This window comes from Bradyrhizobium monzae, assembly GCF_021458635.1.
Lineage (GTDB): Bacteria > Pseudomonadota > Alphaproteobacteria > Rhizobiales > Xanthobacteraceae > Bradyrhizobium.
In genome coordinates, this window is sequence record NZ_JAIRDQ010000001.1 from 24,408 (window position 1) to 49,888 (window position 25,481).

The 25,481-nt window shown below is 65.0% G+C and carries 29 protein-coding genes and 1 tRNA gene; 11 read left to right on the forward strand and 19 right to left on the reverse strand.

What is annotated here, in order from left to right; all coding sequences use genetic code 11:
* Positions 1–695 precede the first annotated feature (695 nt).
* Positions 696–788: transfer RNA gene (locus K3F49_RS00115), tRNA-Ser, on the forward strand.
* Positions 789–895: 107 nt separating this feature from the next.
* Here the strand turns inward: K3F49_RS00115 and K3F49_RS00120 are convergent.
* The 9 genes from K3F49_RS00120 to K3F49_RS00160 all read right to left on the reverse strand — a co-directional run bounded on the left by K3F49_RS00120 (position 896) and on the right by K3F49_RS00160 (position 8,837).
* Entirely contained in the window at positions 896–1,150 is a 255-nt protein-coding gene (locus K3F49_RS00120; protein ID WP_234678770.1) for a hypothetical protein, read from the reverse strand.
* Positions 1,151–1,245: 95 nt separating this feature from the next.
* Entirely contained in the window at positions 1,246–1,512 is a 267-nt protein-coding gene (locus K3F49_RS00125; RefSeq protein ID WP_234678771.1) for a hypothetical protein, read from the reverse strand.
* A gap of 1,412 nt (positions 1,513–2,924) precedes the next feature.
* Entirely contained in the window at positions 2,925–4,403 is a 1,479-nt protein-coding gene (gatB, locus tag K3F49_RS00130) for an Asp-tRNA(Asn)/Glu-tRNA(Gln) amidotransferase subunit GatB (protein ID WP_234678772.1), read from the reverse strand.
* A complete protein-coding gene (locus K3F49_RS00135) occupies positions 4,400–4,702 on the reverse strand; it encodes a hypothetical protein (protein ID WP_234678773.1) in 303 nt (100 codons plus the stop codon). Before K3F49_RS00135 ends, gatB begins: the two co-directional genes overlap by 4 nt.
* The gene (gene gatA / locus K3F49_RS00140) at positions 4,693–6,168 is read right to left on the reverse strand and encodes an Asp-tRNA(Asn)/Glu-tRNA(Gln) amidotransferase subunit GatA (RefSeq protein ID WP_234678774.1); all 1,476 of its coding nucleotides are present in this window, start codon (positions 6,166–6,168) and stop codon (positions 4,693–4,695) included. Before gatA ends, K3F49_RS00135 begins: the two co-directional genes overlap by 10 nt.
* Entirely contained in the window at positions 6,165–6,380 is a 216-nt protein-coding gene (locus tag K3F49_RS00145) for a hypothetical protein (protein WP_014494728.1), read from the reverse strand. Before K3F49_RS00145 ends, gatA begins: the two co-directional genes overlap by 4 nt.
* Positions 6,381–6,401: 21 nt before the next feature.
* Positions 6,402–6,689: an Asp-tRNA(Asn)/Glu-tRNA(Gln) amidotransferase subunit GatC gene (gene gatC, locus K3F49_RS00150; RefSeq protein WP_234678775.1), complete on the reverse strand. Its 288-nt coding sequence runs from the start codon at positions 6,687–6,689 to the stop codon at positions 6,402–6,404.
* 76 nt (positions 6,690–6,765) lie between these two features.
* Positions 6,766–7,842 carry an NAD(P)H-dependent flavin oxidoreductase gene (locus K3F49_RS00155; RefSeq protein ID WP_234678776.1) on the reverse strand — a complete coding sequence of 359 codons (1,077 nt, stop codon included), beginning with the start codon at positions 7,840–7,842 and terminating at the stop codon, positions 6,766–6,768.
* A gap of 17 nt (positions 7,843–7,859) precedes the next feature.
* Positions 7,860–8,837, reverse strand: coding sequence for an NAD(P)H-dependent flavin oxidoreductase (locus K3F49_RS00160; RefSeq protein WP_234678777.1), 978 nt, complete (start codon positions 8,835–8,837; stop codon positions 7,860–7,862).
* Positions 8,838–8,933: 96 nt separating this feature from the next.
* On the opposite strand from K3F49_RS00160, the gene K3F49_RS00165 reads away from it, so the two are divergent.
* Positions 8,934–9,824 (forward strand): LysR family transcriptional regulator, encoded by an 891-nt coding sequence (locus tag K3F49_RS00165; RefSeq protein WP_234678778.1) that lies wholly within the window; start codon positions 8,934–8,936, stop codon positions 9,822–9,824.
* Here the strand turns inward: K3F49_RS00165 and K3F49_RS00170 are convergent.
* Positions 9,811–10,026, reverse strand: a complete 216-nt coding sequence (locus K3F49_RS00170; protein WP_234678779.1) for a hypothetical protein — start codon at positions 10,024–10,026, stop codon at positions 9,811–9,813. The two genes, K3F49_RS00165 and K3F49_RS00170, sit on opposite strands and share 14 nt — an antisense overlap.
* A 46-nt stretch (positions 10,027–10,072) precedes the next feature.
* Between K3F49_RS00170 and ruvX the strand changes: the two genes are divergently transcribed.
* Complete coding sequence (gene ruvX, locus K3F49_RS00175) at positions 10,073–10,558, forward strand: Holliday junction resolvase RuvX (RefSeq protein WP_234678780.1); 486 nt, start codon at positions 10,073–10,075, stop codon at positions 10,556–10,558.
* A 4-nt stretch (positions 10,559–10,562) separates the two neighbouring features.
* Positions 10,563–11,486, forward strand: a complete 924-nt coding sequence (locus K3F49_RS00180; protein ID WP_234678781.1) for an AEC family transporter — start codon at positions 10,563–10,565, stop codon at positions 11,484–11,486.
* 12 nt (positions 11,487–11,498) lie between these two features.
* Here the strand turns inward: K3F49_RS00180 and K3F49_RS00185 are convergent, their stop codons facing one another.
* Genes K3F49_RS00185 through K3F49_RS00195 form a run of 3 tightly spaced genes read right to left on the reverse strand, consistent with a single transcriptional unit; the run spans position 11,499 to position 14,671 of the window.
* Positions 11,499–12,269, reverse strand: coding sequence for a CPBP family intramembrane glutamic endopeptidase (locus K3F49_RS00185; protein WP_234680541.1), 771 nt, complete (start codon positions 12,267–12,269; stop codon positions 11,499–11,501).
* Positions 12,270–12,292: 23 nt separating this feature from the next.
* Positions 12,293–13,936, reverse strand: a complete 1,644-nt coding sequence (locus K3F49_RS00190; RefSeq protein WP_234678782.1) for an acyl-CoA dehydrogenase family protein — start codon at positions 13,934–13,936, stop codon at positions 12,293–12,295.
* Between the two features lie 18 nt (positions 13,937–13,954).
* On the reverse strand, positions 13,955–14,671 hold the full coding sequence (locus tag K3F49_RS00195) for a M15 family metallopeptidase (protein ID WP_234678783.1): 717 nt from the start codon (positions 14,669–14,671) through the stop codon (positions 13,955–13,957).
* A gap of 262 nt (positions 14,672–14,933) precedes the next feature.
* On the opposite strand from K3F49_RS00195, the gene K3F49_RS00200 reads away from it, so the two are divergent.
* The 4 genes from K3F49_RS00200 (at position 14,934) to K3F49_RS00215 (ending at position 19,161) form a co-directional block, all read left to right on the forward strand.
* Complete coding sequence (locus K3F49_RS00200) at positions 14,934–15,881, forward strand: aspartate carbamoyltransferase catalytic subunit (protein WP_234678784.1); 948 nt, start codon at positions 14,934–14,936, stop codon at positions 15,879–15,881.
* Positions 15,882–15,886: 5 nt separating this feature from the next.
* On the forward strand, positions 15,887–17,188 hold the full coding sequence (locus K3F49_RS00205; RefSeq protein WP_234680542.1) for a dihydroorotase: 1,302 nt from the start codon (positions 15,887–15,889) through the stop codon (positions 17,186–17,188).
* A gap of 53 nt (positions 17,189–17,241) precedes the next feature.
* Complete coding sequence (gene plsY / locus K3F49_RS00210; protein ID WP_234678785.1) at positions 17,242–17,838, forward strand: glycerol-3-phosphate 1-O-acyltransferase PlsY; 597 nt, start codon at positions 17,242–17,244, stop codon at positions 17,836–17,838.
* A gap of 150 nt (positions 17,839–17,988) precedes the next feature.
* Positions 17,989–19,161 (forward strand): patatin-like phospholipase family protein, encoded by a 1,173-nt coding sequence (locus K3F49_RS00215; RefSeq protein ID WP_234678786.1) that lies wholly within the window; start codon positions 17,989–17,991, stop codon positions 19,159–19,161.
* Here K3F49_RS00215 and K3F49_RS00220 read toward each other — a convergent pair.
* On the reverse strand, positions 19,153–20,397 hold the full coding sequence (locus tag K3F49_RS00220) for an amidase (protein ID WP_234678787.1): 1,245 nt from the start codon (positions 20,395–20,397) through the stop codon (positions 19,153–19,155). The two genes, K3F49_RS00215 and K3F49_RS00220, sit on opposite strands and share 9 nt — an antisense overlap.
* 90 nt (positions 20,398–20,487) lie before the next feature.
* Between K3F49_RS00220 and dprA the strand changes: the two genes are divergently transcribed.
* On the forward strand, positions 20,488–21,630 hold the full coding sequence (dprA, locus tag K3F49_RS00225) for a DNA-processing protein DprA (RefSeq protein ID WP_234678788.1): 1,143 nt from the start codon (positions 20,488–20,490) through the stop codon (positions 21,628–21,630).
* Here the strand turns inward: dprA and K3F49_RS00230 are convergent.
* A complete protein-coding gene (locus K3F49_RS00230) occupies positions 21,627–22,037 on the reverse strand; it encodes a winged helix-turn-helix transcriptional regulator (RefSeq protein WP_234678789.1) in 411 nt (136 codons plus the stop codon). The genes dprA and K3F49_RS00230 overlap by 4 nt on opposite strands.
* Before the next feature lie 83 nt (positions 22,038–22,120).
* On the opposite strand from K3F49_RS00230, the gene K3F49_RS00235 reads away from it, so the two are divergent.
* Positions 22,121–22,729 (forward strand): FMN-dependent NADH-azoreductase, encoded by a 609-nt coding sequence (locus K3F49_RS00235; protein ID WP_234678790.1) that lies wholly within the window; start codon positions 22,121–22,123, stop codon positions 22,727–22,729.
* 57 nt (positions 22,730–22,786) lie between these two features.
* On the opposite strand, the gene K3F49_RS00240 is transcribed toward K3F49_RS00235, so the two are convergent.
* Both K3F49_RS00240 and K3F49_RS00245 read right to left on the reverse strand, forming a co-directional pair.
* Entirely contained in the window at positions 22,787–22,969 is a 183-nt protein-coding gene (locus K3F49_RS00240; protein WP_234678791.1) for a hypothetical protein, read from the reverse strand.
* A 174-nt stretch (positions 22,970–23,143) separates the two neighbouring features.
* Complete coding sequence (locus K3F49_RS00245) at positions 23,144–23,917, reverse strand: SDR family oxidoreductase (RefSeq protein WP_234678792.1); 774 nt, start codon at positions 23,915–23,917, stop codon at positions 23,144–23,146.
* A gap of 121 nt (positions 23,918–24,038) precedes the next feature.
* On the opposite strand from K3F49_RS00245, the gene K3F49_RS00250 reads away from it, so the two are divergent.
* Entirely contained in the window at positions 24,039–24,506 is a 468-nt protein-coding gene (locus tag K3F49_RS00250; RefSeq protein WP_234678793.1) for a winged helix-turn-helix transcriptional regulator, read from the forward strand.
* 240 nt (positions 24,507–24,746) lie between these two features.
* Here the strand turns inward: K3F49_RS00250 and K3F49_RS00255 are convergent, their stop codons facing one another.
* Positions 24,747–25,094 (reverse strand): hypothetical protein, encoded by a 348-nt coding sequence (locus tag K3F49_RS00255; protein WP_234678794.1) that lies wholly within the window; start codon positions 25,092–25,094, stop codon positions 24,747–24,749.
* Between the two features lie 87 nt (positions 25,095–25,181).
* The gene (locus K3F49_RS00260) at positions 25,182–25,421 is read right to left on the reverse strand and encodes a hypothetical protein (RefSeq protein WP_234678795.1); all 240 of its coding nucleotides are present in this window, start codon (positions 25,419–25,421) and stop codon (positions 25,182–25,184) included.
* Positions 25,422–25,481 lie beyond the last annotated feature (60 nt).

Sequence of the window (25,481 nt, forward strand, 5' to 3'; positions counted from 1 at the left end):
AAGCAGGCCTGTGAAGCGTGTTTTCCGACGGGTGTTGCACAAATAACACGCAGATGTGATCACGCGACACCTGTAACACATTGTTTATACTATATTTTTTTGATCGGTTCCACTTGCCGCCGAAATTCCCGGTCCGATGCCGCGCGGATCGGCTTACACACAGAAGCGGCTTTGACGCGCGCGAATCGTGGAATCGGCATGCGGAGTTCACACGCAGGCTCAGGAGATCTGTAACGCGCCGTAACTCTCGGTGATCTCTGGCAGGAGACGTGCGAATGGCCGACACGGCGTGCGCGGCGCAGACTCATTAAGTGGCTGACGTCGCTCGCGCGACCAGGAGAATCAGGACCGGCATCATCCCGGCTGGCGGGGATGTGCGGTTCGCCCGTCGATGCCTCCATAAGCCTGGAACGGCGCAGCAAGCCGGAAGCCTGCCTCGCAGGCGCGCGCCTGAAATATCCAGTAAATTCAATAGCTTGATGGATCTGGCATGGCGTCCCCCGTCGCCGCTGTCGCTGTAACCTCAGGCAAACGCCTTGATTCTGCGTCCACTCTTTCTGCGCGATGTTTCTCGACCGGAAAGCACACCGTCACTATTGGCGCGCAGTCCTGCGGAAATCGTTGGGAATATTCGAGCGAAAACACGCGCTTCCAAATTGACCGGCCCAAGTAATTAGATGCATAAGGCTCGCACCGGAGAGGTGGCCGAGTGGCTGAAGGCAACGCTTTGCTAAAGCGTCATACGGTCTCAAGCTGTATCGAGGGTTCGAATCCCTCCCTCTCCGCCACCCAGCGGCAGAATCAAGGTCTGTTCATCTGAAAGCGATCGTCGCACGGCTGCGAAAGCCTGGCGCCAGGATTCGCGCGGCTGAGCTCGGCCCGATTCGCGCTCTCTTTATATGTGCGTGTCCGCATCTCGCGGCCCGAATCGCCAGATCCGCCAGTGCGAGGGTGATATCAGCACGGCCTCGCCCGCCCAGACATTGAACCAGACGCCGGCCTTGCGCCGGCATGGGAAGCCAAGCGGCAGAATGCCGGTCTTGTGCGGCCGTCCGAGTTCCAGATCGCAATCGTCGGGCGCGATCTGAATCGGCAGCCATTCGCTTCGTCTTGGACTCAGTCCTGAGTCATTCTTCTCGGGATCGCTCATGCCGCTCAGGTCTTAAGTGATGGCACGACGCGGGAACTTGATTCAGCGCAATCCAATCGCCCCGTGAAACCGCGGAGCCGGATCCGCTTCTCAATTCAATGCGCGGACACCCACGCCCTCGCGTCACGCTGCGCGGCCGAGATCTCGGACTCCGACATCTGGCCGGCCACTTCCTGGCGCAGCGCGACGGCGTCCTTGCGGCCCTTCAGCGCAGCGAGGTTGAACCATTTGTGCGCGGCGACGAGGTCGACCAGGCCCGAGCGGCCGCTCGCCCAATAGATCCCGCGCTCGAACAGAACGTCCGACAGCGCGCTTGCATCGATCGGCGTAGCCGCATCGAGATCGAAAGTACCCTGAAACATAACGCATCCCCTTTTTCTTAGGCCGCCTCGTTCCCCCGAGCGCGGCTCCCGTCCACTCTGATGTGCGCGATCCTTCTGGATCGCGCGCTGTTCAACTTACCCCCATGCCGTTTGCCGGCTTGTTGGAGGCGATGATGGCGGGCAAATTTGAATGGCAGTTTAAGTATCGCGATGAAGCAGACGTAAACGCGAGGCCGCGCCACGCGCGCGGGAAATTCAAGAAGTCCCTGATTTGCAGGCACTTCTTCGATTCGTCAGATTTGGTTTACCGTGGGATTTTTGGACATCGATAACCATCGCGCGCAGTGGCGCGTGTCCTGTGATGTCTCCCTCCCGCTATCGAGTGGAGGAGCAACGCGCTGTCAGCGTGCAATCATCCGCACTCTCGCCGGCCCCAAGGCGGCGGAGCCAGGACGGCAGGCCAAGACAGCACGACAGCGCAGTGCGACTGCCGTGGTCAGATCAACAATGTCGGGAATGGGAATGCCGGCAATACCCCGGCCTCAGGGAACGAGGGCGTCGGCGAACACGTCAGGACCAGATTCCAAATTAGCCCGGAGGCCGCTTGTGGAATTGCGGAGCCCTTTTGAAGGAGACCCGCACCGAACGAAGAAAACTTGTTTCTTCTGCCGGACCGGACTTTGACGAGCAAGCTCGCGAAGCTGACGATCCGACCGTTGACCTGATGTCTCGCCGACACCCTCTATCGTCGACCAGAACCTTTTGAGAGGCGCTGGTGACGTGCCGGCTCTCTGGGAGCCGGCAACTTCAGAAGCGAAGTTACTTCTTCTTGGCGACCTTGCGGGTCTTCTTCGCAGTCTTCTTCACTGCGCTCTTCGCCTTCTTCGCCTTCTTCGCCTTCTTTGCTTTCTTGGCCATGTTGCCCTCCGATGTGTGAGATGGCTCTAATCGCTGCGCGCATTCGGGGATCGAATGTGCACTCACCCCGAATACACCAACACGACGAAAAAAACATCTTCTCACTTAAGGAAGTGTTGACGACGCAGCGCGCCTGCGCCAGCCGCGCTTGATTTGCCGACACGCAGAGACACGCGTCTGCGAATGCAAATGCTTCTCGCAACGTCGGCGGCGCCAAGCGCGGCGATTGCAGGAAAACACTATGCAGCAAGTATTATCCTGCGCGCGCACGTCACGCGTGATCCGCGCGATGGCGCGCGCTGCAAAGCGCGCCATCGCCTCGCAGAGGCGAGTCGCGGACTCTGAGTCGCGAATTTTGGCAACGAAATTATTTTCATGCTTAACGGCGGAAGCGCTCGTCAGGGCGAGTGCAAGTCGCCGTTTTGTGCGAATCGCGCCACCGCGATTCGCATCTGCAGCGTGACCTCAACGGGATAAAGTTTGCTGTTTGCGATGCGTGCGCGCGTCTCGTCTCGACGTCGCGCGAGGTGACGTCAGATACCGAGCTTCGACTTCAGCAGATCGTTGACCGCTTGCGGGTTCGCCTTGCCGCCGGATGACTTCATCACCTGGCCGACGAACCAGCCGAGCGACTGCGGCTTGTCCTTCACCTGCGCGGCCTTGTCGGGATTGGCCGCGATGATGTCGTCGACAACCTTTTCGATCGCCGAAAGATCCGTGACCTGCTTCATGCCGCGGCTTTCGACCAGCGCACGGGGATCGCCGCCTTCCTGCCAGACGATCTCGAACAGATCCTTGGCGATCTTGCCGCTGATCGTGCCCTCGCCAATCAGGTCGACGATTGCGGCAAGCTGCTCGGCGTTGACCGGAGAGCCCGTAATATCCCGGCCTTCCTTGTTGAGACGACCGAACAGCTCGTTGATCACCCAGTTCGCGGCCATCTTGCCGTCGCGGGCGCGGTTGGCGAGCCTGTCGAGCACCGTTTCGTAGAACACCGCGCTCTCCCGCTCGGCGACCAGCACGCTCGCGTCGTAGGCCGACAGGCCGAAGTCGGCGACGAAGCGCGTCTTCTTCTGGTCCGGCAGCTCGGGAAGCTCAGCCTTCAGCTCGTCGACGAAGCTTTGCGAGAACTCCAGCGGCAGCAGATCCGGATCGGGGAAGTAGCGGTAGTCGTGCGCCTCTTCCTTCGAGCGCATCGAGCGCGTCTCGCCCTTGTTGGGGTCATAGAGCCGCGTCTCCTGGTCGATCTGACCGCCATCCTCGAGGATTTCGATCTGGCGGCGCGCTTCGTACTCGATCGCCTGGCCGATGAAGGTGATCGAGTTCATGTTCTTGATCTCGCAGCGGGTGCCGAGCGGCGCGCCCGGCTTGCGCACGGAGACGTTGACGTCGGCGCGCAAGCTTCCCTTTTCCATATCTCCGTCGCAGGTGCCGAGATAGCGCAGGATCGAGCGCAGTTTTGTCACGTAAGCCTTGGCCTGCTCCGCGTCGCGGATGTCCGGTTTTGACACGATCTCCATCAGCGCCACACCGGAGCGGTTGAGATCGACATAGGTCATGGTCGGCGACTGGTCGTGCAGCAACTTGCCGGCGTCCTGCTCGAGATGCAGGCGCTCGATCCCGATCGCGACGCTGCGGCCGCCGTCGAGTTCGACCTGCACCTCGCCCTCGCCCACGACCGGCGATTTGTATTGGCTGATCTGGTAGCCCTGCGGCAGGTCCGGATAGAAATAGTTTTTCCGATCGAACACCGAACGCAGATTGATCTTTGCGTTGAGACCAAGCCCTGTCCGGACAGCCTGCCTGACACATTCCTCGTTGATGACGGGCAGCATGCCCGGCATCGCGGCATCGACCAGCGAGACGTGGCTGTTCGGCTCGCCGCCGAACGTGGTCGACGCGCCCGAGAACAGCTTCGAGTTCGACGTCACCTGGGCATGGATCTCCATGCCGATGACCATCTCCCAATCGCCGGTTGAGCCCTTCAGAAGCTTGTGCGTGGCCGTGCTCATGTCTTGCTCCCGAGCAGCGTGGCAGCGATCCGCTCCCACTCCGCTTCCAATGAATCCTTTGCAGCGGGCTGGCCGGCCTGGCGATACCAGTAGCCGGCATTGCCGAGATCGCCTTCGACGCGGTGCAGATACGCGTGCACCCAGGCGGCGTCGCGCCCCTGGTCGTCCTGAACGATCTTGTGCGCCTGGTCCCAGTCGCCCTTCGCGGCCCACCAGAGGCCGGCAAGCGGCGCACTCAGGCCAGGCGCGGGCGCCGCGCCGTCGACGCTCGCGATGAAATCAGCGACATTCACCACCACCTCGCGGGCGTGAAGCGGCCGGCGGCCTGCTCGATCACCTCGCCGAGCGAGAACAGCGTCTCCTCGTCAAAGGGACGGCCGATCAGCTGCAAGCCGAGCGGCAGGCCCTGCGCGTCCTTGCCGGCGGGCACGGCGATGCCCGGCAGGCCCGCCATGTTCACGGTGACCGTGAAGATGTCGTTGAGATACATCTCGACGGGGTCGGCGCCGCCCTTCTCGCCGATGCCGAAGGCGGCCGAAGGCGTCGCCGGCGTCAGGATCGCGTTGACGCCCTTGGCGAAGCAATCCTCAAAGTCCTTCTTGATCAGCGTGCGCACCTTCTGGGCGCGCAGATAATAAGCGTCGTAATAGCCGGCCGAGAGCACATAGGTGCCGATCATGACGCGGCGGCGCACCTCCGCGCCAAAGCCTCTCGCGCGGGTGTTCTCGTACTGCTCGATGATGTTCTTGCCCTGCTCGCGCAGGCCGTAGCGGACGCCGTCATAGCGCGCGAGGTTGGACGAGGCCTCCGCCGGCGCCACGATGTAGTAGGCCGGCAGCGCGTACTTCGTGTGCGGCAGCGACACCTCGACCAGCTCGGCGCCGGCCGCCTTCAGCCACGCCGCGCCCTCGCTCCAGAGTTTCTCGATCTCGGCCGGCATGCCGTCGAGACGATACTCCTTGGGAATGCCGATCCTGAGGCCCTTCACGGACCTGCCGATCGCAGCCTCGTAGTCCGGCACGGCAACGTCGACGGACGTCGTGTCCTTCGGATCATGCCCGGCCATCGAGCGCAGCAGCATCGCCGCATCGCGCGTCGTGCGTGCGATCGGACCGGCCTGGTCGAGCGACGAGGCAAAGGCAACGATGCCCCAGCGCGAGCAGCGGCCATAGGTCGGCTTGATGCCGACGGTCGCGGTGAATGCTGCCGGCTGGCGGATCGAGCCGCCGGTGTCGGTCGCAGTCGCGCCCATGCACAGCAGCGCCGCCACGGCCGAGGCCGAGCCGCCGGACGAGCCACCCGGTACCAGCATGGTGTTGCTTCCGTCGCGCCGCCAGGGATTGCCGACGGGGCCGAAGCACGAGGTCTCGTTCGCCGAACCCATCGCGAACTCGTCATTGTTGAGCTTGCCGAGCATCACCGCACCGTCGCGCCAGAGCTGCGAAGTGATGGTGGACTCGTAGGTCGGCACGAAATTGCCGAGTATCTTCGAGCACGCCGTGGTGCGCACGCCCTTGGTCGCGAACAGGTCCTTGATGCCGAGCGGGATGCCCGCGAGCGGACCGGCGTCGCCTTTGGCGATCTTCTCGTCCACGGCCTTCGCCATGTCACGCGCACGATCGGGCGTCTCCATTACGAAGGCGTTGAGCACGCGTGCGGCTTCGATCGCGGAAAGATGCGCGTCGGTCAGCTCGAGTGACGTGAAAGTCTTGTCGGCGAGACCCTTGCGGGCCTCGGCGAGCGTCAGCGATGTCAAATCGGTCATTTATTGATCGGGCTGCAGAAGAAGGGAGACAGGGTCTTGTCGTTGGCCGGGTCATCTTTTTTCTTGGCGGCGGCATTCGCAGCGGCCTCGATCTCGTCGAGCACGGCATTGACGGCGACATTGGGGTCGGCAGCCTTGCCCTGCCGCTCCATCTTGTCGAGATAGTTCATATAGGCCTGATAGGCCTTCTCATCGTCGCAAAGCATGCACATCGGACGGCGTCCTGAATTGAACTACTCAACAACCTTCGGCACCAAGAAGAAGTGACCTTCGGTCGCAGGCGCGTTGGCAACGATATCGTCGGCGATCTCGCCGTCATTGACCAAATCTTGCCGCTTCTTCATCCGCATCGGGGTAACCGAGGTCATGGGCTCCACGCCCTCGACATTGACCTCCGAGAGCTGCTCGACAAAGGCGAGCATGGCGTTGAGCTCGCCCTGCAGATGCGGAACCTCATCCTCGGAAACCGCAATGCGCGCCAGATGCGCGATGCGGCGGACGGTAGCGGCGTCGACGGACATTATATAAGGCCTCTCACGGCAAAATCTAACTGCCGTATAGCAGAGGCCGGTTTTGCGCCGCAACCGGCGCCAGCGCCTAGCCGGCCAGCGCCTTCATACGGGCCAGCGCCGTTTTGGCGAGATCCCGGGTCAATTCGGCGGCGGGGACTTCGCGGCCCAGGGCCACGGCCTGTCCGGCCCAGAGATTGGTGAAATCCACCCTGCCCTGCTTTTCGGCAGCCGTCTTCAAGGGCGCCAGCGCCGTCGCCGCATGGGGAAACGGCGGCGCGTCCGGCGAGATCGGGCCGGCCTCGCGCATCAGGCGGTTCTGGACACCACGCGCCGGGCGGCCGGTCATCACATTGGTGATGACGGTGGAATCGTCTCGCGCCTCGGCAAGCGCCTTGCGGCCGCCTGCGCTGACCTTGGACTCCGGGCAGCGCAAGTAAGCGCTGCCGATCTGCACGCCGGAGGCGCCGAGCGCAAAGGCGGCAGCAATGCCGCGCCCGTCGGCGATGCCACCGGCCGCGATCACCGGCACCTTCACGGCATCGGCGACCTGCGGCACCAGCGCAAACGTGCCGGGCTGCTCCGAGATCTTGTCCGTCAGGAACATGCCGCGATGGCCACCGGCCTCGGCGCCCTGCGCGATGACGGCATCGACGCCACGCTGCTCCAGCCAGACGGCTTCCTTCACCGTGGTGGCGGACGAAATGACGAGGCAGCCCGCCGCCTTGACGCGCTTGAGCAGCGCCGCCTCCGGCAGGCCGAAATGGAAGCTGACGACCTCCGGCTTCAGCTCCTCGACGACTTCGCAGAAAGAGGCATCGAACGGTGCGCGGTTTGCCGCATTGATCGGTGCTGACGGATCGAGGCCATGCTCAGTATAGTAGCCCGTGAGCCGCTGTTTCCAGCGCGCTTCGGCGTCCGCCGTGAGCTCGATCGGCGTGTGGCAGAAGAAGTTCATGTTCACCGGCGCCGTCACGCGCTGGCGGATGACGTTGACCTGCTCGCGCGCCTTCTCCGGCGACAGCATCGCGCTCGGCAACGAGCCAAGTCCGCCGCCCTGCGCCACGGCGATCACCAACTCCGCGTCCATCACGCCGGCCATCGGCGCCAGCACGATCGGAAATTCGGTCTTGAAGAGATCGATCAGTCGACGGTCAGGCCACATGGCGTGTCTTTCTTGGTTCAGGCGAGCGATGCGATGGAATTGCGCTGGCCGGCAAGCAGCTGCTCGGCCTCGGACGCAATCCGCTCGACGATCTCGGCCGCCGGTGGAATATCATGGATCAGGCCGACCGCTTCTCCCGCGAAGACGGCCGCGATTTCGAAATCGCCCGCCATTTTCGCCGCGAAATAATGTTTGGCGACTTCGTCTGCGCGCTGCATCAGCTCGACCTCTCGGCCGGTCCAGCTTTTGATATGGCCGTTGACCAGCGTTCGCGCGGTAAACGGGGCGGGCCAGAACAGTTTTCGCGACCAGTCGGGAACGACGCCGCGTACGGTGTCATCGCTGCCGGCCGTGCGGATGCGCTCCTTCGCTTCCGCGGCGCCATTGGCCTCCACGCTCGCATAGAAGCGCGTGCCGATCAGCACGCCGGAGGCGCCGAGCATCATCATTGCGGCGAGGCCCCGGCCATCGGCGATCCCGCCGGCTGCAACGACAGGCACGCGCCCGGCCGTGAGATCGACGATCGCCGGCACGATATCGACCGTGGTGCGCGACGCGCCATGGCCGCCCGCCTCGGTCCCCTGCGCGATCAATATCTCCGCGCCGGCATCGAGGGCCTGCTTCGCCATGTCCTCGCTCTGGACCTGGCAGATCAACCGCGCACCGCTCGCCTTGATCTGCGGCGCGAACGGCGCGGGATCGCCGAATGACAGCATGACGGCCTGCGGGCGCGCGTCGAGCGCGATGTCGAGAAGGTCGGGCTGTTTCGCCAGGCTCCAGGTGATGAAGCCGATGCCGAACGGTGCAAAGCCCTTCAGCTCTGCCGCCTCGGCCTGAAGTCGGGTGCGATCACCGTAGCCACCGCCGAGGATGCCAAAACCGCCGGATTCGCTGACGGCGCGGGTCAGCCGGCTGCCCGCGATCGTGTCCATGGGCGCCGACAGGATCGGATGCCTGATCCCGAGAAGCTCCGTCAGCGGCGTGGCGATCGGCATGGGATCTCTCACTCTGGACAGAAACATTAGGCGCAACTAACATTCTCGAAAAATGAATTATTATGAACGCTGCCATCACAAAAGCGAAACGATGCCATGGAACTGAGTGACATCCAGACCTTTGCCGCGGTCGCCCGCACCGGGGGCATCACCCGCGCCGCCGAAGAGCTCAACACGGTGCAATCCAACGTCACCCAGCGCATCAAGGCCTTGGAGGCCGAGATCGGCACGCCGCTGTTCGAGCGCCATAGCCGCGGCATGGCGCTGACCAGCGCCGGCAAACGTCTCCTCCCCTATGCGCAACGGATGGCTGCGCTATCGCACGAGGCCGTGCTCGCCGCGCGCGACGACGGTGAGCCGAAGGGACCGCTCTCGATCGGCTCGATGGAGACGACGGCTGCAGTACGGCTGCCGCCGCTGCTGGCCGATTTCCACCGCCGCTTCCCCGCGGTGCGTCTGAGCCTGCGCACATCGCCGACCGCCGATCTCGTCGCCGGCGTGCTCGACGGCACGCTCGATGGCGCCTTCGTCGCAGGCCCCATCGCGCATGCCGACCTCACCGTAACAAGCGCGTTCCGCGAAGAGCTGGTGCTGGTCAGCGCGCGGCGCTGGGCCTCGCTTGCTGAACTGCGCGCCGGCACGCCCGAGTCGGGCCCGACCGCGCTGGTGTTTCGCACCGGCTGTACCTATCGGCAGCGGCTCGAGCAGATTTTCGTCGAATTCGGCTGGCCATCGGCCGCGCGCTTCGAGCTCGGTACGCTCGACGGCATGATCGGCTGCGTCGCCGCCGACATGGGGGTGACGCTCTTGCCGCGTGCGGTGGTCGAGCGCAGCGCGATGAACGGCAGCGTGACGATGCATCCGCTGAGCCCATCGCATGGGCGCGTCGAGACCCTATTCATCCAGCGAACCGCCGGCCATCAAACCAGCGCGCTCGCTGGCTTCCTCGCCTGCCTGACCAGTGACGACGAAATCATCGCGGCTTGACCAACCACCGCCGCAGCGCAACGAAGGCCCAGATCGCCTCGACGAGGCCGAACGGCCAGGCCCCCTGCAGGAAGCCGTACGCGGATCCGAGCGCACAGGACGCAGCAAACAGCAGCACGAACCAGTGGCTGCGGTCCTCCAGGGCATAGCAGACCAGCATCGCCGTCACGGCGAACAGGCCGAATAATGTCAGTGCGTCCATCGTTGTGGGTTCACTCCGCTGCGCGACGCGTGATATGCGCTAAACCATGCCCGCTCTTATCCTGCCCCTGATCGATGCTGCAACCCACTGGCCCGAACGCGGCGGGTTGATCGGCCTTGACCTCGGCACCAAGACCATCGGCGTTGCTGTGTCCAATCCGGACCGCCGGCTCGCGACCGGTGTCGAGACGATCCAGCGCAAGGCATTCAAGCAGGACGCAGGCCGCCTGCTCGCCATCGCGACTGAGCGCAAGGTCGTCGGCTTCGTGCTCGGCCTGCCCATCAACATGGACGGCAGCGAGGGCCCGCGCGCACAGTCGACCCGCGCCTTTGCGCGCAATCTGGCCAACCTCACCACGCTCCCCATAGGCCTCTGGGACGAGCGCCTCTCGACCGCGGCGGTCGAGCGCGAGCTGATCGGCATGGACGTCAGCCGCGCCAAGCGCGCCGAGGTGATCGACGAGCACGCCGCCATCTTCATCCTGCAGGGCGCGCTCGACCGGCTCGCCAATCTACGCTCAGAGACTGGCTGACCCGATGCTCGTGGTGATCGCGGCGCTGCTGCCGGTCTTCATCCTCATCGTGCTCGGTGTCGTGCTCCGGCACAGCCTGATGCGGCTCGACACGCAGTGGCACGGGCTGGAGCGGCTGACCTATTTCGTGCTGTTCCCCATGCTGCTGATCCAGACGCTGGTGAAGGCTGACCTTTCAAGAGTGCCGGTCGCCGGCGTAGGTGGCGCGCTGCTGCTGGCGGCGCTCGCGATGTCGCTGCTTTGCCTCGCGCTGCGTCCGGCGCTGTCGCGCCTCGACATCGATGGCCCCGCCTTCACCTCGATCTTCCAGGGCGCGACGCGCTGGCAGACCTACGTCGCCCTCTCCGTCTCCGCCAATCTGTACGGCGATGTCGGGCTGGCGCTGGCCTCGGTCGCGATGGTCGCGATCATTCCGCTCGTGAACGTGTTCAGCGTCGCCGTGCTCGCACACTACGCATCGCCCGAGAAGCAATCAGCGCGCGCAATCGCCATGACCGTGATCCGCAATCCCCTGATCTGGGCCTGCATCATCGGCCTCTTCGTCAATGTGGTCCACCTGCCGCTGCCAAGAATCTGGCACGAGGTCGCCGACGCGCTCGGCCGCTCCTCGCTCGCCATCGGCCTGCTCGTCACCGGCGCCGGCCTCCAACTCAAGGGCCTGCTCCGCCCGAGTGTGGGCGTGACCCTTGGCGTGGCGTTCAAACTGGCGCTGATGCCCGCAATTGCGCTAGCGCTCGCCGTCTGGTTTGGCCTGTCCGGCACCAACCTCGCAATCGTCGCGATCTGCGCCGCGGTGCCGACCTCGCCCAGCGCCTACGTGCTGGCCCGCCAGATGGGCGGCGATGCGCCGCTGCTGGCACAGATCATCACGCTGCAGACGATTTTGGCCGCGATCACGATGCCGATCGCGATCGCGCTGGTGGCCTAGACCTCGAGTGCCTCACTCGCCCAGCCACATCGTCAGCACCACCGCCGTCATGTTGTTCAGCGCATGCAGCACGATGGTGAGCCAGAGCGAGTTGGCGCGGTAGCGCATGTAGCCGAACCACAGGCCGATCGAGAAGACTTCGGCGAGGAAGTAGAGATCGTATTGCAGGTGCACCGCCGTCCACACCAGCGACGACAGGATGATCGCGCCGGGCACGCGCAAAAAGCTCGCCGACCAGCCGCGGAACAGGAAGCCGCGCGCAAGCACCTCCTCCGACATCGGCGCCGCCACGCTGAAAGCGAACAGCAGCAGCAGCGCCGCGCCCTTGTCACGGCCGGATTTCAGGAGATCGGACATGAAGCCCGGCGTGGCCTCGCGGCCGAGCGATCGCGACACCACCTCCCAGGCCATCACGGTCACGATGAGCCCGGCGGCGCCGAGCAGGAGTTGCTTCCAGGTCGGCCAGCGCAGCGCGAGGTAGTCGACGAAGGAGGCCTTCTTGATGCGGATGGCGAGCCACACCGCCGCGAGCGTCGCAGGCAGCCCCATGATCACCGACAGCGCCAGCGCCTGCGGCTCCTTCCCAACGAGCTGGATCGAGCCCATGTCGAGCGGCAGCCCACGCATGGCCACTAGCAACAGGACCGCCCCGACCTGGCCGACGAACATCGCGACGAAGACGAGCAGGCCCCACAGCGCCGTGCCCCAGAACTTCCAGACGCGCGGCGCATAGCCGGCGGGCGTTATGACGAGCGGCGGATGATCGGGATTGAGGGTGTCCATCAAGAGGCCTTCGTTTGGCAGGCTCACGGCAGGGCCCGCTCCAGCAGCGCATGTACGTCGCCACTGTCCAGCTCGACCGCGCCGTACATGCTGGCGTGATTATTCGCGAGGCGCGTCGCGGCGAAGAGTTCGGCGTGGTGCGGTGAGACGCCGTTCAGCGCGGCGGCAACGGCCAGCAGCGCCAGCTTCTCGACGGCAAGGCGCGCGACGCGCTCGCCATCTGCGCGGCGGAAGGTCTTGCCGATGAACACAACGGCCTCGCCTGCCCCGGGCAGAGCTTTCGTCTCGGCTGCAAGACCTTGCAGCACCGCCGTCGCAGCCTCTGGCTCGCGCGAGAGCGCGCGGAGCACGTCGAGGCACATCACGTTGCCCGAACCCTCCCAGATCGCGTTGACCGGCGACTCCCGGTAATGACGCGCCAGAATGCCGTCCTCGACATAACCGTTGCCTCCAAGGCACTCCATCGCCTCATAGAGGAACGGCGGCGCACTCTTGCAGGTCCAGTATTTGATCGCGGGCGTCAGCAGCCGCATATAGGCGGCTTCAGTCGCATCGTGCGGCGTACGGTCGAAGGCGCGGCAGAGCCGCATCACCAGCGCTGTGCTCGCCTCGACATGCAGCGCCATGTCAGACAGCACCGCCTGCATCAAGGGCTGCTCGGCGAGATGTTTCTGGAACACGCTGCGGTGACGGGCGTGATGCAGCGCGTGCGCGAGCCCCGAGCGCATCAGGCCGACCGAGGCGATCGCGCAGTCCTGCCGCGTCAGCTGCACCATCTGGATGATGGTGCGGATGCCCTTGCCCTCGTCGCCGACGCGTTCGCCATAGGCGCCGACGAACTCGACTTCGGACGACGCGTTCGAACGATTGCCGAGCTTGTCCTTCAGCCGCTGGAACTGGATCGCATTGACCGATCCGTCAGGCGCGAAGCGCGGCATGAAAAAGCAAGTCAGTCCCTGCTCGGCCTGCGCCAGCACCAGGAACGCATCGCACATCGGCGCCGACATGAACCATTTGTGGCCGGTAATACGATAGGCGCCGCCATCGCGCACGGCGCGCGTCATGTTGGCGCGCACATCGGTGCCGCCCTGCTTCTCGGTCATGCCCATGCCGAGCGTCATGCCGCGCTTGTCCCACCACGGCGTGAAGCCGGGATCGTAGCTCCTGGTCGACAGCACCGGCATCACCTTGCCGAGCAGATCCGGCTGCATCGCCAGCGCCGCGACGGAGGCGCGCGTCATCGTGATGGGGCAGAGATGGCCGGTCTCGACCTGCGAAGCCATGTAGAATCGTGCCGCACGAATGACCTCGGCCGCACCGCCCGCAGGCTTTCCATCCGCGGTCCAGGTCGAATTGTGGACGCCCGCATGGGCGCTGTGCGCCATCAGTTCGTGATAGGCTGGATGAAACTCGACCTGGTCGCGGCGATTGCCCTTGGCGTCGAAGCTCCGCAGCTTTGGCGTGTTCTCGTTCGCCGCGCGCCCGCGATCGGCCATCGCCGCCGAGCCCCAATGCTTGCCGAACTCGGACAGCTCCCGCTCCGCCGCCGCACCGCCATTGGCCTTGACGGCCTCGACCAGCGGCTGGTCCACGGCAAACAGGTCGATGTCCTCGAACGGCGGCGACTGGTTGAGGACCTCGTGGGTCGCGAAGCTCGGCTGGGTCATCTTGTTTCCTTGCCGGAATCAGTTCCGCCGCGGCTGGATCGGGAAATCATAGGCCGCCCCGCTCGCCCCCGGCAGGGAAAAATGCCACCACTCCTTCGAATAGTTCACAAAGCCTTGCTTCGCCATCGCAGCCACCAGCCGCTTGCGCCAGGCGCGCTGATCCCCTGTGATCGACGGTGCTGCGGTATGCCCCTTCGCATCCGTGCAATCATAGCCGGTGCCCATGTCGACGCTGCCTTCCGGCAGCCGCGCCGCGACCGGCGCCGTGCAGTCGGCATAGGATTTTGCGGAATCGATCCTGGCGGAATTGTCAGCCTTGAGATCGACCAGCGTGAGATCCAGCGCCGCACCCGTCGAATGCTGCGAGCGGCTCGCGATATAGCCGAGGCGAAACAGTTCGGTCTTGGCGATCCGCGGATTGTAGCGCCGGTCGGCCGCGGTCTCGCGGCCGTTCTGCGACCATCTCACCATGTCGAGCGAGGCGCGCGCCGGCCGATAGCAATCGAACATCTTGAGCGACAAATTCTGCGCCGCCAGCTCCTGCTGGACCGCTTTCAGCCGCAGCCCGACTTCGCGCTTCACCACGCACTCGCCGGCGCCGTAACCGGCGAGCGGCCGGCCGATGAAATTGCTGGAGCTGGCGTAACGGATGTCCTGGATGATGCTGGGATCGACGTCGCGCAGATAAACGAAGCCGCCAGGGAGCGATTGGGCGGAAGCGGACGAGATGGACATTATCAATACAATCGCAATTCGAATTGATTTCACGAGATGCCTCCGCATCGTCATGGCCGGGCTTAGCCGTCTGAAGGACGGCGTCGCTTCCGCTCGCCTATGTCCCGGCCATCCACGCCCTTTTTGCGGCGAGCGTGCAAGAACGTGGATGCCCGGGACAAGCCCGGGCATGACGGAGAAAGCAGCACTATCGGGGGATAACTCCCCGCCTCGGCATTGGCCCTTGCTCCATCAGCCATCCGCGCCTATAGCTCTCGCTTTAATGACATCGAAATCGACCTTCGTCCTCGGCCACCGGCATTTGCTGGGCATCGAGGGCCTTTCCGCGGCCGACATCAGCGGCCTCCTCGACCTGTCCGAAGAATATGTCGAGCTCAACCGCCAGGTTGACAAGAAGCGCACCGTCCTGCGTGGACGGACGCAGGTAAACCTGTTCTTTGAGGCCTCGACCCGGACCCAGTCCTCGTTCGAGCTCGCGGGAAAGCGCCTCGGCGCCGACGTCATGAACATGTCGGTGTCCTCCTCGTCCATCAAGAAGGGCGAGACGCTGGTCGACACCGCGATGACGCTCAACGCCATGCACCCGGATATCCTGGTGGTGCGCCATCACGCCTCCGGCGCGGTGGAACTGCTGGCCCGCAAGGTTGACGGTTCCGTGATCAATGCCGGCGACGGCGCGCATGAGCATCCGACCCAGGCGCTGCTCGACGCGCTCACCATCCGCCGCAACAAGGGCCGGATCGAGGGCCTCGTGGTCGCGATCTGCGGCGACGTGCTGCATTCGCGCGTGGCCCGCTCCAACATCATCCTGCTCAACGCCATGGGCGCCCGGGTCCGCGTCGTCGCCCCCTCCACGCTGCTGCCGCCCGGCATCGAGCGGATGGGCGTCGAGGTCGCGCGCGACATGCGCGAGGGGCTCAACGGCGCCGACATCGTCATGATGCTGCGGCTGCAGCGCGAGCGCATGAACGGCTCCTTCGTGCCGTCGACCTCCGAATATTTCCACTATTTCGGCCTCGACCAGAAGAAGCTCGCCTACGCCAAGCCCGACGCGCTCGTGATGCATCCGGGCCCGATGAACCGCGGCGTCGAGATCGACACTGCGGTTGCCGACGGCGCGCAGTCCCTGATCCGCGAACAGGTGGAGATGGGCGTGGCCGTGCGTATGGCCGTGCTCGAAGCGCTCGCCCGTAACCTGCCGAACGCGTGATGCCCATGCTGATCGACCGCCGCCCCATCCTGCTCGCCAACGCCCGCGTCGTCGATCCCAGCAGGGATTTCGACGGCCCCGGCGACGTCCTGATTGCCGACGGCATCATCCGCGAGACCCGTCGCGGCATCGGTGCGGCCGGCGTCCCCGAGGGCACCGACGTCGTCAATTGCTCCGGCAAGATCGTGGCGCCCGGCCTGATCGATATGCGCGCCTTCGTCGGCGAGCCCGGCTTCAGCCATCGCGAGACCTTTGCCTCCGCGAGCCAGGCGGCCGCGACCGGGGGCATCACCACCATCATCTGCCAGCCCGACACCTCACCGGTGATCGACAATTCGGCGACCGTCGATTTCGTGATGCGGCGCGCGCGCGACACCGCGATCGTCAACATCCAGCCGATGGCCGCGCTGACCAAGGGCATGCGCGGCGAGGAGATGACCGAGTTCGGCCTGCTCAAGGCCGCCGGCGCCGTCGCCTTCAGCGATGGCGACCGCAGCGTCACCAACGCGCAGGTGATGCGGCGCGCGCTGACTTACGCCCGCGATTTCGACGCGCTGATCGTGCATCACACCGAGGATCCCGATCTCGTCGGCGAAGGCGTGATGAACGAGGGCGAGTTCGCCTCGCGCCTCGGCCTGATGGGCATCCCGAAAGCCGCCGAGGCCGTGATCCTCGAACGCGACATGCGCCTGGTTGCACTGACCGGCGGCCGCTATCACGCGGCGTCGCTGTCCTGCATCGAGTCGCTCGAGATCCTGAAGCGCGCCCGCGACGCAGGTCTTGCCGTCAGCGCCTCGGTCTCGATCAACCATCTCGCGCTGAACGAGAACGACATCGGCCCCTACCGGTCCTTCCTGAAATTGTCGCCGCCGCTGCGCACCGAGGACGATCGCCGCGCGCTGGTGGAGGCTGTCGCCTCCGGCCTCGTCGACGTCATCATGTCCGACCACAATCCGCACGACGTCGAGATGAAGCGCCTGCCGTTTGCGGAAGCAGCTCCCGGCGCCATCGGCCTCGAGACCATGCTGCCCGCGGGCCTGCGGCTGGTTCACAACGAAGAGCTCGACCTCAAGACGCTGATCCGGGCGATGTCGACGCGGCCGGCGGAGATCCTGGGCCTGCCGGGCGGAACCCTGCGCACCGGCGCACCGGCCGACGTCATCGTGATCGATCCCGATGTGCCCTGGGTGGTCGATCCCGCCGACCTCAAATCGCCCTGCAAGAACACCCCGTTCGACGAAGCCCGCTTTACAGGCCGCGCTATCAGGACCATCGTCGGCGGGCGAACGGTTTACGAGCATGTCTGACGTGCGGAGGTGCAGGCATGGGCGCTGGCTATGTCAGCCATGGAGATACTGCCATGGCGCTTGATGCATTCCTGCCGGTGGCCTTCGTCATCGGCTATTTGCTCGGCTCGATTCCGTTCGGGCTGGTGCTGACCAGGCTTGCCGGCACGCAGGATCTGCGCGCGATCGGCTCCGGCAGCATTGGCGCCACCAACGTGCTGCGCACGGGACGCAAGGGGCTCGCCGCGGGCACCCTGCTGCTCGATGCGCTCAAGGGTACGGCGGCAGTCGTGATCGCCGGCACCATCGCAGGCCCCAATGCCGCGATGGTGGCAGGCCTCGGCGCCTTCCTCGGCCACCTCTTCCCGGTCTGGCTGAAGTTCAAAGGCGGCAAGGGTGTTGCTGTCTACATCGGCATCCTGCTCGGCCTGTTCTGGCCGGCGATGGTGGTGTTCTGCCTGATCTGGCTCGCGACCGCCTTCACGACCCGCTACTCCTCGCTCTCGGCGCTGGTGGCGTCGTTCATCACGCCGCTATTCCTGTGGTGGTTCGGCCACCTTGCATTGGCCGCGCTGGCCGTGGTGCTGACGCTGCTGCTGTTCTACGCGCATCGCGAGAACATCAAGCGCTTGCAAGCGGGCAAGGAAAGCCGGATCGGCGAGAAGGCGTAAAGCCGGAAAAAGTACGGATACCGCCACAAGGCCTCCGCATTATATGCCAATTCCTGTTCGCAACTTCCGTCCGGCGCGCGGGTGGCAGTAGCGAACAAGCTCCATGCCTGCCATCCTGACAAAGAAAATGGCGTTACGCGGTTGCTCAGAATGAGCGAGAAGATTGACGGCACGCATGATGACGACGGCTCGCAGGGCACTGCGGCAAGCCGGCTGCTCTCATCGACCAACATCTGGTCCGACGTGCCCTCGCCGCCTCCCGCGCCGAAGCCTGTCTCCGCTCCCCCATCTGCTCCCGTATTGCAAGCTCCCACAGCGGTCGAGCGCGTCACCATTGCTGCGCCAGCGCAGATGCGCGCCGAGCAATGGCCGCCGCGAAAATTGTCACTGGCGCTCCAAGGCGGCGGGACGTTCGCCGCCTTCACCTGGGGCGTGCTGGAGCGGCTGCTGGAAGAGCCTGACATCGAATTCGACACGATCAGCGGCGCCAGCGCCGGCGCCATCAACGCGCTGCTGCTGGCCTGCGGCCTTGCCGAAGGCGGCCGCGAAGGTGCCCGTAGCCGGCTGAACCGGTTCTGGATCCGGCTGATGCATGAGGCCTCGTTCCGCTCGTTGATGCTGATCGGCGGCTTTTCGCCGGCGGGAAGCTCGGTCGCGTTCGGGCCGACGCTGCGCTCCGGCCAGTTTGATCCGTTCGATCTCGATCCGCTGCGCCTGGCGCTGTCGCGCGACATCGATTTTGCGCGCTTACGCGATGCCAAATGCCCAAAACTCCTGATCGCGGCGACGCGGATCCGCGACGGGCAGCAGCAGATTTTTGGCAATGACGCTGTGACCGCCGACGTCGCGCTGGCCTCGACCTGCCCGCCGCTGGTTCACTGCGCCGTCGAGATCGACGGCGAGGCCTATTGGGACGGCGGCCTTGGCGGCAATCCGCCGCTGATAAAACTGGCGCAGCAATCGGCAACCGCCGACCTGCTGCTCGTCCAGGTCACACCCACGCGCGATAGCTACGTGCCGATCACGCTCGCCGCGATCGACCGCCGCCTCGACCAGATCGCCGCCAACGCCGCCCTCAAGGCCGAGATCGCGGCGATCGCATGGGCGCAGTCTCACGCGGCGCCCGCACTGCGGCTTAGAAAAATCGCGGCCGAAGACTCCGTCGACGGCCTCGCGCAGCGCTCGTCGACCGATCTCGGCCGCGGCTTCATCCGTCTGCTGCACCGAAGCGGCCGCGAAGCCGCCGAGCGCTGGCTCGGGCAAGGCGCGACAGGCACTGAAGCCCAACGCACCCTGCCCGTGGCCGCGCTTGCGCTAGCCTGATTTCGCCAGCGCATTCTCCAGGAACCACGCCGCCGCCAGCGCGGCGGGATCGTTGCCGAAGCGCGCGATCACCTGCACGCCGATCGGGAGGCCACCGACCTTCATCACGGGCACGTTGACGCACGGATTGCCCATCAGCGTCCACAGCCGGTTGTAGCGAGGCGAGCCGGTCGAGGCGAGCTCCTTGGCCGGCGCGGTGCCCGGGGCCGAATAGGTGAGTAGCACGTCGTAACCCTCGAACAGCTCGCTGAGCTCGCGACGGCCGCGGCGGGCGATCCGGCGAGCGTCATCGTATTCCTTCGGCGTCAGTCCGACGGTGGCGTCGAGACTTTCGCGCAGCATCGGCGCGATCTCGTCGTGATGCTGGTCGAATTCCCAGGCCAGCGCGCGATGCGCTTCGAAATCCTGGATGACGGGATGGATGCGCCAGGCCTCCTTCACGCTCTCGGGCAGGTCGATGGTCTGCACGCTGGCGCCGGCACGCTCCGCCGCCTTGATCGCCGCGAGCAAGCCCTCGTCCGCCGCCGGCTCGACGGCTTCGGCAAACTCCTGCCTGACCACGCCGACGCGCGGCGCTTTCGCCGGGACGATGCCGTCGAATTCGGTGCGCCCGGTGATCCCCAGCAATCCGCGCGCGAGATCCTCCGCGCGTGATCCGAACAGGCCGACCGTGTCGAGCGCCCACGAATAGCATTTGACGCCGATGGTCGGCAGCATCCGGAACGACGGCTTGATCGCAGCAGCGCCGCAATAAGCTGCCGGCCGGATCACCGAGCCGCCGGTCTGGGTGCCCAGCGCCAGCGGGATCATGCCGGCGCCGACGGCGGCCGCCGAACCGGAGGACGAGCCGCCCGGCGTATGGCCCAGATTGTGCGGATTGAGCGTCGCCGTCGGATCGCGCGAGGCGAACGCCGTCGTCGTGGTCTTGCCGATGATGGTGGCGCCCGCCCGCTTCAGCATCATCACAACAGGCGCGTCCGCGCGCGGCTGCCAGCCGCGATAGATCTCCGACCCCATCTCGGTCGGCATATTGGCGGTGTCGATGATGTCCTTGATGCCGACCGCGATGCCCCGCAGCGGGCCGGAGGCCTGCGCCTTCGCGGATTTGTCATGACGGACGAAGGCGCGAACGTCCTTCTCGCGTGCCTCGATCGCCGCGTGCGACTGGGCGATGGCGTCATCGGGCGAAAGCTCACCGCTGGCGATGCGGCGCTGGAGGTCGGCGAGTGAGATCATGGCAAAATCCTTCTTATTGGGATCGCTTTTAGCATCGCGACGAGGCCGCGCAAGCGCACGCCGCTGTTGCCCACGCCCTCAGGTTGTTCCATGCTGCGCCCACAAGGAGACGCCGTGGACGCCATCAATCCAAGCGTGGAGCTGACCGAGGCCGACAGGATCGACCGCCTGCGGCTGATCCGCTCCGACAATGTCGGACCGCGCACTTTCCGTTCGCTGGTCGATCATTTCGGCACGGCGCGCGCCGCACTGGAGCGGCTGCCGGATCTGGCGCGCCGGGGCGGTGCGGCGCGATCGGGGCGCATCTGCAGCGCGGATGAAGCCAAGGCCGAGCTCGCCGCAAGCAGCAGGTTTGGCATCGCCTGGCTTGCGCCCGGCGAGGACGGCTATCCGGCGCGGCTGGCGACGCTCGACGATGCGCCGCCGCTGCTCGCCGTGCGCGGTGACAACGCAACGCTCATGCGGCCGATGATCGCCATCGTCGGCTCGCGCAACGCCTCCGGCGCGGGCTTGAAGTTCGCCGGCCAGCTCGCGCGCGAACTCGGCGAAGCCGGCTTCATCGTCATCTCGGGGCTCGCCCGCGGCGTCGATCAGGCCGCGCATCGCACGAGCGTCGAGAGCGGAACGATCGCGGTGCTCGCCGGCGGCCATGATTGCATCTATCCGCCCGAGCACGGCGACCTGCTCGCCGCGATCCTCGACCACAAAGGCGCGGCGATCTCCGAAATGCCGCTCGGCCACGAGCCGCGCGCGCGTGATTTCCCCCGCCGCAACCGGCTGATCTCGGGCGCCTCGCTCGGCGTGGTCGTGGTGGAAGCCGCACATCGCTCGGGCTCGCTGATCACCGCGCGCATGGCCGCCGAACAGGGCCGCGAAGTGTTCGCAGTCCCCGGCTCGCCGCTCGATCCGCGCGCCGCCGGCACCAATGATCTGATCAAGCAGGGCGCGACCCTCGTCACCGAAGCCGCCGACATCGTCAACGCTGTCGCACCGATCATGGAGCGGCCGCTGATGCATCCCGTAGGCGAGCCCGACAGCGAGCCGTTCGAGAGCGACCCGCAAGGGCACGACCGCGACCAGATCACGGGCCTGCTCGGCCCCACGCCGATCTCGATCGACGATCTCGTGCGCATGTCCGGCGCCTCGCCCGCGATCGTGCGCACGATTTTGCTGGAGCTGGAGCTCGCCGGCCGGCTCGAACGTCACGGCGGCGGATTGGTCTCACTGCTCTAGGAGCTATTCCGCTCGTCGAAGCGGGTGCGCGCCGACGCAATCTGTTCCTGATGCGCTATCGCCCACTCGCCCAGCGCCTTTACCGGCTGCTGCAACCCGCGGCCGAGATCGGTCAGCTCGTAATCGACGCGCGGCGGGATGGTCGGAAAGATCGTGCGCGTGACGAGGCCGTCGCGCTCGAGGCCACGCAGCGTCAGGGTCAGCATCCGCTGCGAGATACCGTTGATCATCCGCTTCAGCTCATTGAAGCGTTTTGGCCCATCGCTCAGCATCATGATGACGAACACGCTCCACTTGTCGCCGACGCGCGCGAGGATCGAGGCTACGCCGCGGCAGTCGGCATGGTCGGGGTGCGGCGCCTGCAAGGCAGGCAAATGGCTGTGTGTCGGTTCCAAAGATGTGCCCATGGCTCAAAAAAGTGCGTTCTTGCGGAGATTTCGACAGTCACTCATGTAGTCTCAGTTACAAACATATACCATGGGTGACCCAAATGAAACTCCTCCATATCGACTCCAGCGTGCTCGGCCCTCACTCCGTCTCCAGGCAGGTTTCCGCCGCCATCGTCGATCGGCTGCGGCAGGCGACGCCCTCTCTCGATGTCGTCTATCGCGACCTGACCCAGGCCCCGCTCGCCCACCTCTCGGGCTCGCATCTTGCAGCCGCGCAAGGCGCGCCCGCGCCTGCGGAGCTCGGCCCCGACCTCGCGGCGAGCGCGGCCGCGCTCGACGAGTTCCTCACCGCCGACATCGTCGTGATCGGCGCGCCCATGTACAATTTTACGATTCCGAGCCAGCTCAAGGCCTGGATCGACCGCGTCCTGGTAGCGGGGAAGACGTTCAAATACGACGCAAGCGGAGCGCAGGGCCTTGCCGGCGGCAAGCGGGTGATTGTTGCGATCTCGCGCGGCGGCTATTACGGCGCGGGCTCACCGGCCGCTTCGCTGGAGCATCTCGAAACCTATTTGCGCAGCGTGTTCGCCTTCATGGGCGTCACCAATCCTGAATTCATCAGCGCCGATGGCATTCAGGTCGGCCCCGAACATCGCGAGAAGGCGCTGGCCGGCGCGCTCCAGGCGGCCACCAGCTTGCGCGCGGCGTAAGGTTACGCCGACGACGGCCGCTGCCGGACTCCGGCGGCGGCTGACGGATCGCGTGGACTAGAACCAGGCGCCCTGCACGCCCAGGATCACGGCGAGAAGGGAAATGAAAAGCCCGATGCCGGAAAAGATGGCGACTCCGATGAACTCGGACGTGTCGGAGTGCTTGGCGGGAACTGCGGAACGCTCGGTGTAAATGCGCGGTGCTGAAATCGGAGCAAAAATGCGTGCTGCTTTTGGCATAACGGGCTCCTTCAAAATGAGTCTTATGACCCCTGCCCGTAGAAAGGTCTTGGCACCACGCGCTAAGGTTCAACGCATCACGCAAGCTTCAGAAAATACATCTCGCGAGATGTGGGAACCGGCCGGCGCAACCGTGTCTCGCGCACCGACCGATTCAATTTTCGCCAACGTCGATCAACCGCGATAAATCGGTGCGCCCGCTGGCGATGCAACCGCGCCGCCATCGACGAAGATCTCCTGGCCCTGAATGTGTCCGGCATCGTCGGAGGCGAGGAACAGCACCGTCTTCGAGATGTGATCTGGTTCACCAATTCGCCCCAACGGCGTCGACAACCCGATGCGCGTCTCGAACGCCTTCTCCGCTTCGGGTGTTGCGATCGCGGCGCCCCAGATCGGCGTGCGGATCGCACCGGGCGCAACGACGTTGACGCGGATGCCGCGCGGCGACAATTCCGAGGCCATGATCCGCGCCATCGCCCGCACGCCGGCCTTCGCCGCGCCATACGCGGAATAACCGGGAATGCCGAGCACGGAGATCACCGAGCCGTTGAGGATGATCGAAGCGTTGTCGTTGAGATAAGGCAGCGCCGACTGCACAGTGAAGAACACGCCGGTGAGGTTGGTGCTAATGACTTTCTCGAACACTTCGAGCGTCGCCGATCCGAGCGGCGTGCCGCCGGGAATGCCGGCATTGGCAAACACGATGTCGAGCTTGCCGAACTTCTCGGTGCCCTGCTTGATCGCGGCTTCCGTCGCGGCGATGTCGGTTGCATCGGCCGCGACCGCGAGCGCGTTCGGACCGAGCTCCTTCGCGGCGGCCGCCAGCGTCTCCTTGTTGCGCCCGGTGATGATGACCTTGGCGCCCTCGGCCACGAACAGCTTTGCCGTCGCCAGTCCAATGCCGCTGTTGCCGCCGGTGATCAGTGCCGTCTTGTCTTTCAGCCTCAAGCTCGCCTCCAGTGGTTGCATAATGAAACTTGATTGCCATGTAGGCTAAATGGTTTTATGATGCAACCACACAAGCGCGTGATCGACGCGGAAATCGGGCGAACGCGACAGGGCCAGGACGATGGTGAAACGAACGAGCTTTGAGGGCGACGGTTGTCCGGTCGCAAGGGCGCTGGAGGCGATCGGCGACTGGTGGTCGCTCCTGATCATCCGCGAGGCGCTGCTCGGTGTGCGCCGCTTCGGCGAGTTTCAAAGCAAGCTCGGTATGGCCAAGAACATTCTGTCCGTGCGGCTGCGATCAATGGTCGACCACGGCATCCTGGCAATGGCCCCCGCCTCCGACGGCAGCGCCTACCAGGAATATGTGCTGACACCGAAGGGCCGCGGCCTCTTCCCGATCCTGGTCGCGCTTCGGCAATGGAGCGAGGAGTTCGACGATCACCCGGAGCAGATCGCGACCATTCTGGTGGATCGCGCGAAAGGCCGCCCGGTGAAGAAGCTGGAAATGCACGCCGAGGACGGGCGACTGCTCGCTCAGGGCGATACGATGCTGAAGCCGCGGCCGGCGCCGCGGCGGCGGTCGGCGTGAAGAGACGAGGCTGCCACCACGTCGTCATTGCGAGGAGCTCTTGCGACGAAGCAATCCAGACTGTCACCGCGGAAAGATTCTGGATTGCTTCGCTACGCTCGCAATGACGGGGTTAGAGCGGCGCCGCAACTTTCTCCCCGTTACCCTGAGGTGGTCGCCTCTTCAGCGGCCCTCGAAGGGCGGCGGCCCTGCCTCGGTAGCAATGCATGCCACCAGCGTGTCCGGACGCCGCAGCGCGGTTCAGCTCATGCTGCCTGGCATGAAGCACCGGACTTTGGGATGACCATCGAGGTAATGCTTCCACACCATGGTCCATCCGGCACGGTTGAACTGCTTGATGACGGCGCCATCGGGCACTTTCACCCATTCATCATCGATGCGAACACGATAATGCACGCCGTCGGTGTCCCAATCCGGATCGGAGATAATGTATCCGTCAGCATTGGTGCAGCACTGTCCAAATTCGCTTTGCAAGCTCTCGAACCACGACTTGAGCGGAGAATTGGCGTAACGGCCATCGTCGCGCCCGAGCACGGGCGCCGCAAACACGATCACCCCCAGCAGCGCCGCGCGTGTTACTCTGGACATCCCTCTCTCCGCGGTTGGTCGCAATGAAACGTGCGCACAGCTACGCGCCCGAACCAGGTTCGGCCCGTCAGAATGTGGCAGTGAAATTTAAGAGTTGGCGTCGAGAGCATCCGGCAGGTCGTCGACATAGTCCTTGCTTGCGGTCAGTCCTTCGGTGACGGCCAGCTCGAAGCCGAGTTTCCGGCCCTCCGCAAGGCCCTGCGCGATCATGCGTACGACGATGTCGGCTTCGTCGCTTGTTAGCCGCCTGAGGGACGTCCAAGACCTCAGGATCTGGCGAGCGCGCCACAAATCCGTTCCGACGAATGGAAGCGGCTTGATAGACATCGCAAACCTCCAATTTCGCGAGAGCAAATCTACCACAGCCGCATTTCCTTCAGGCATGCA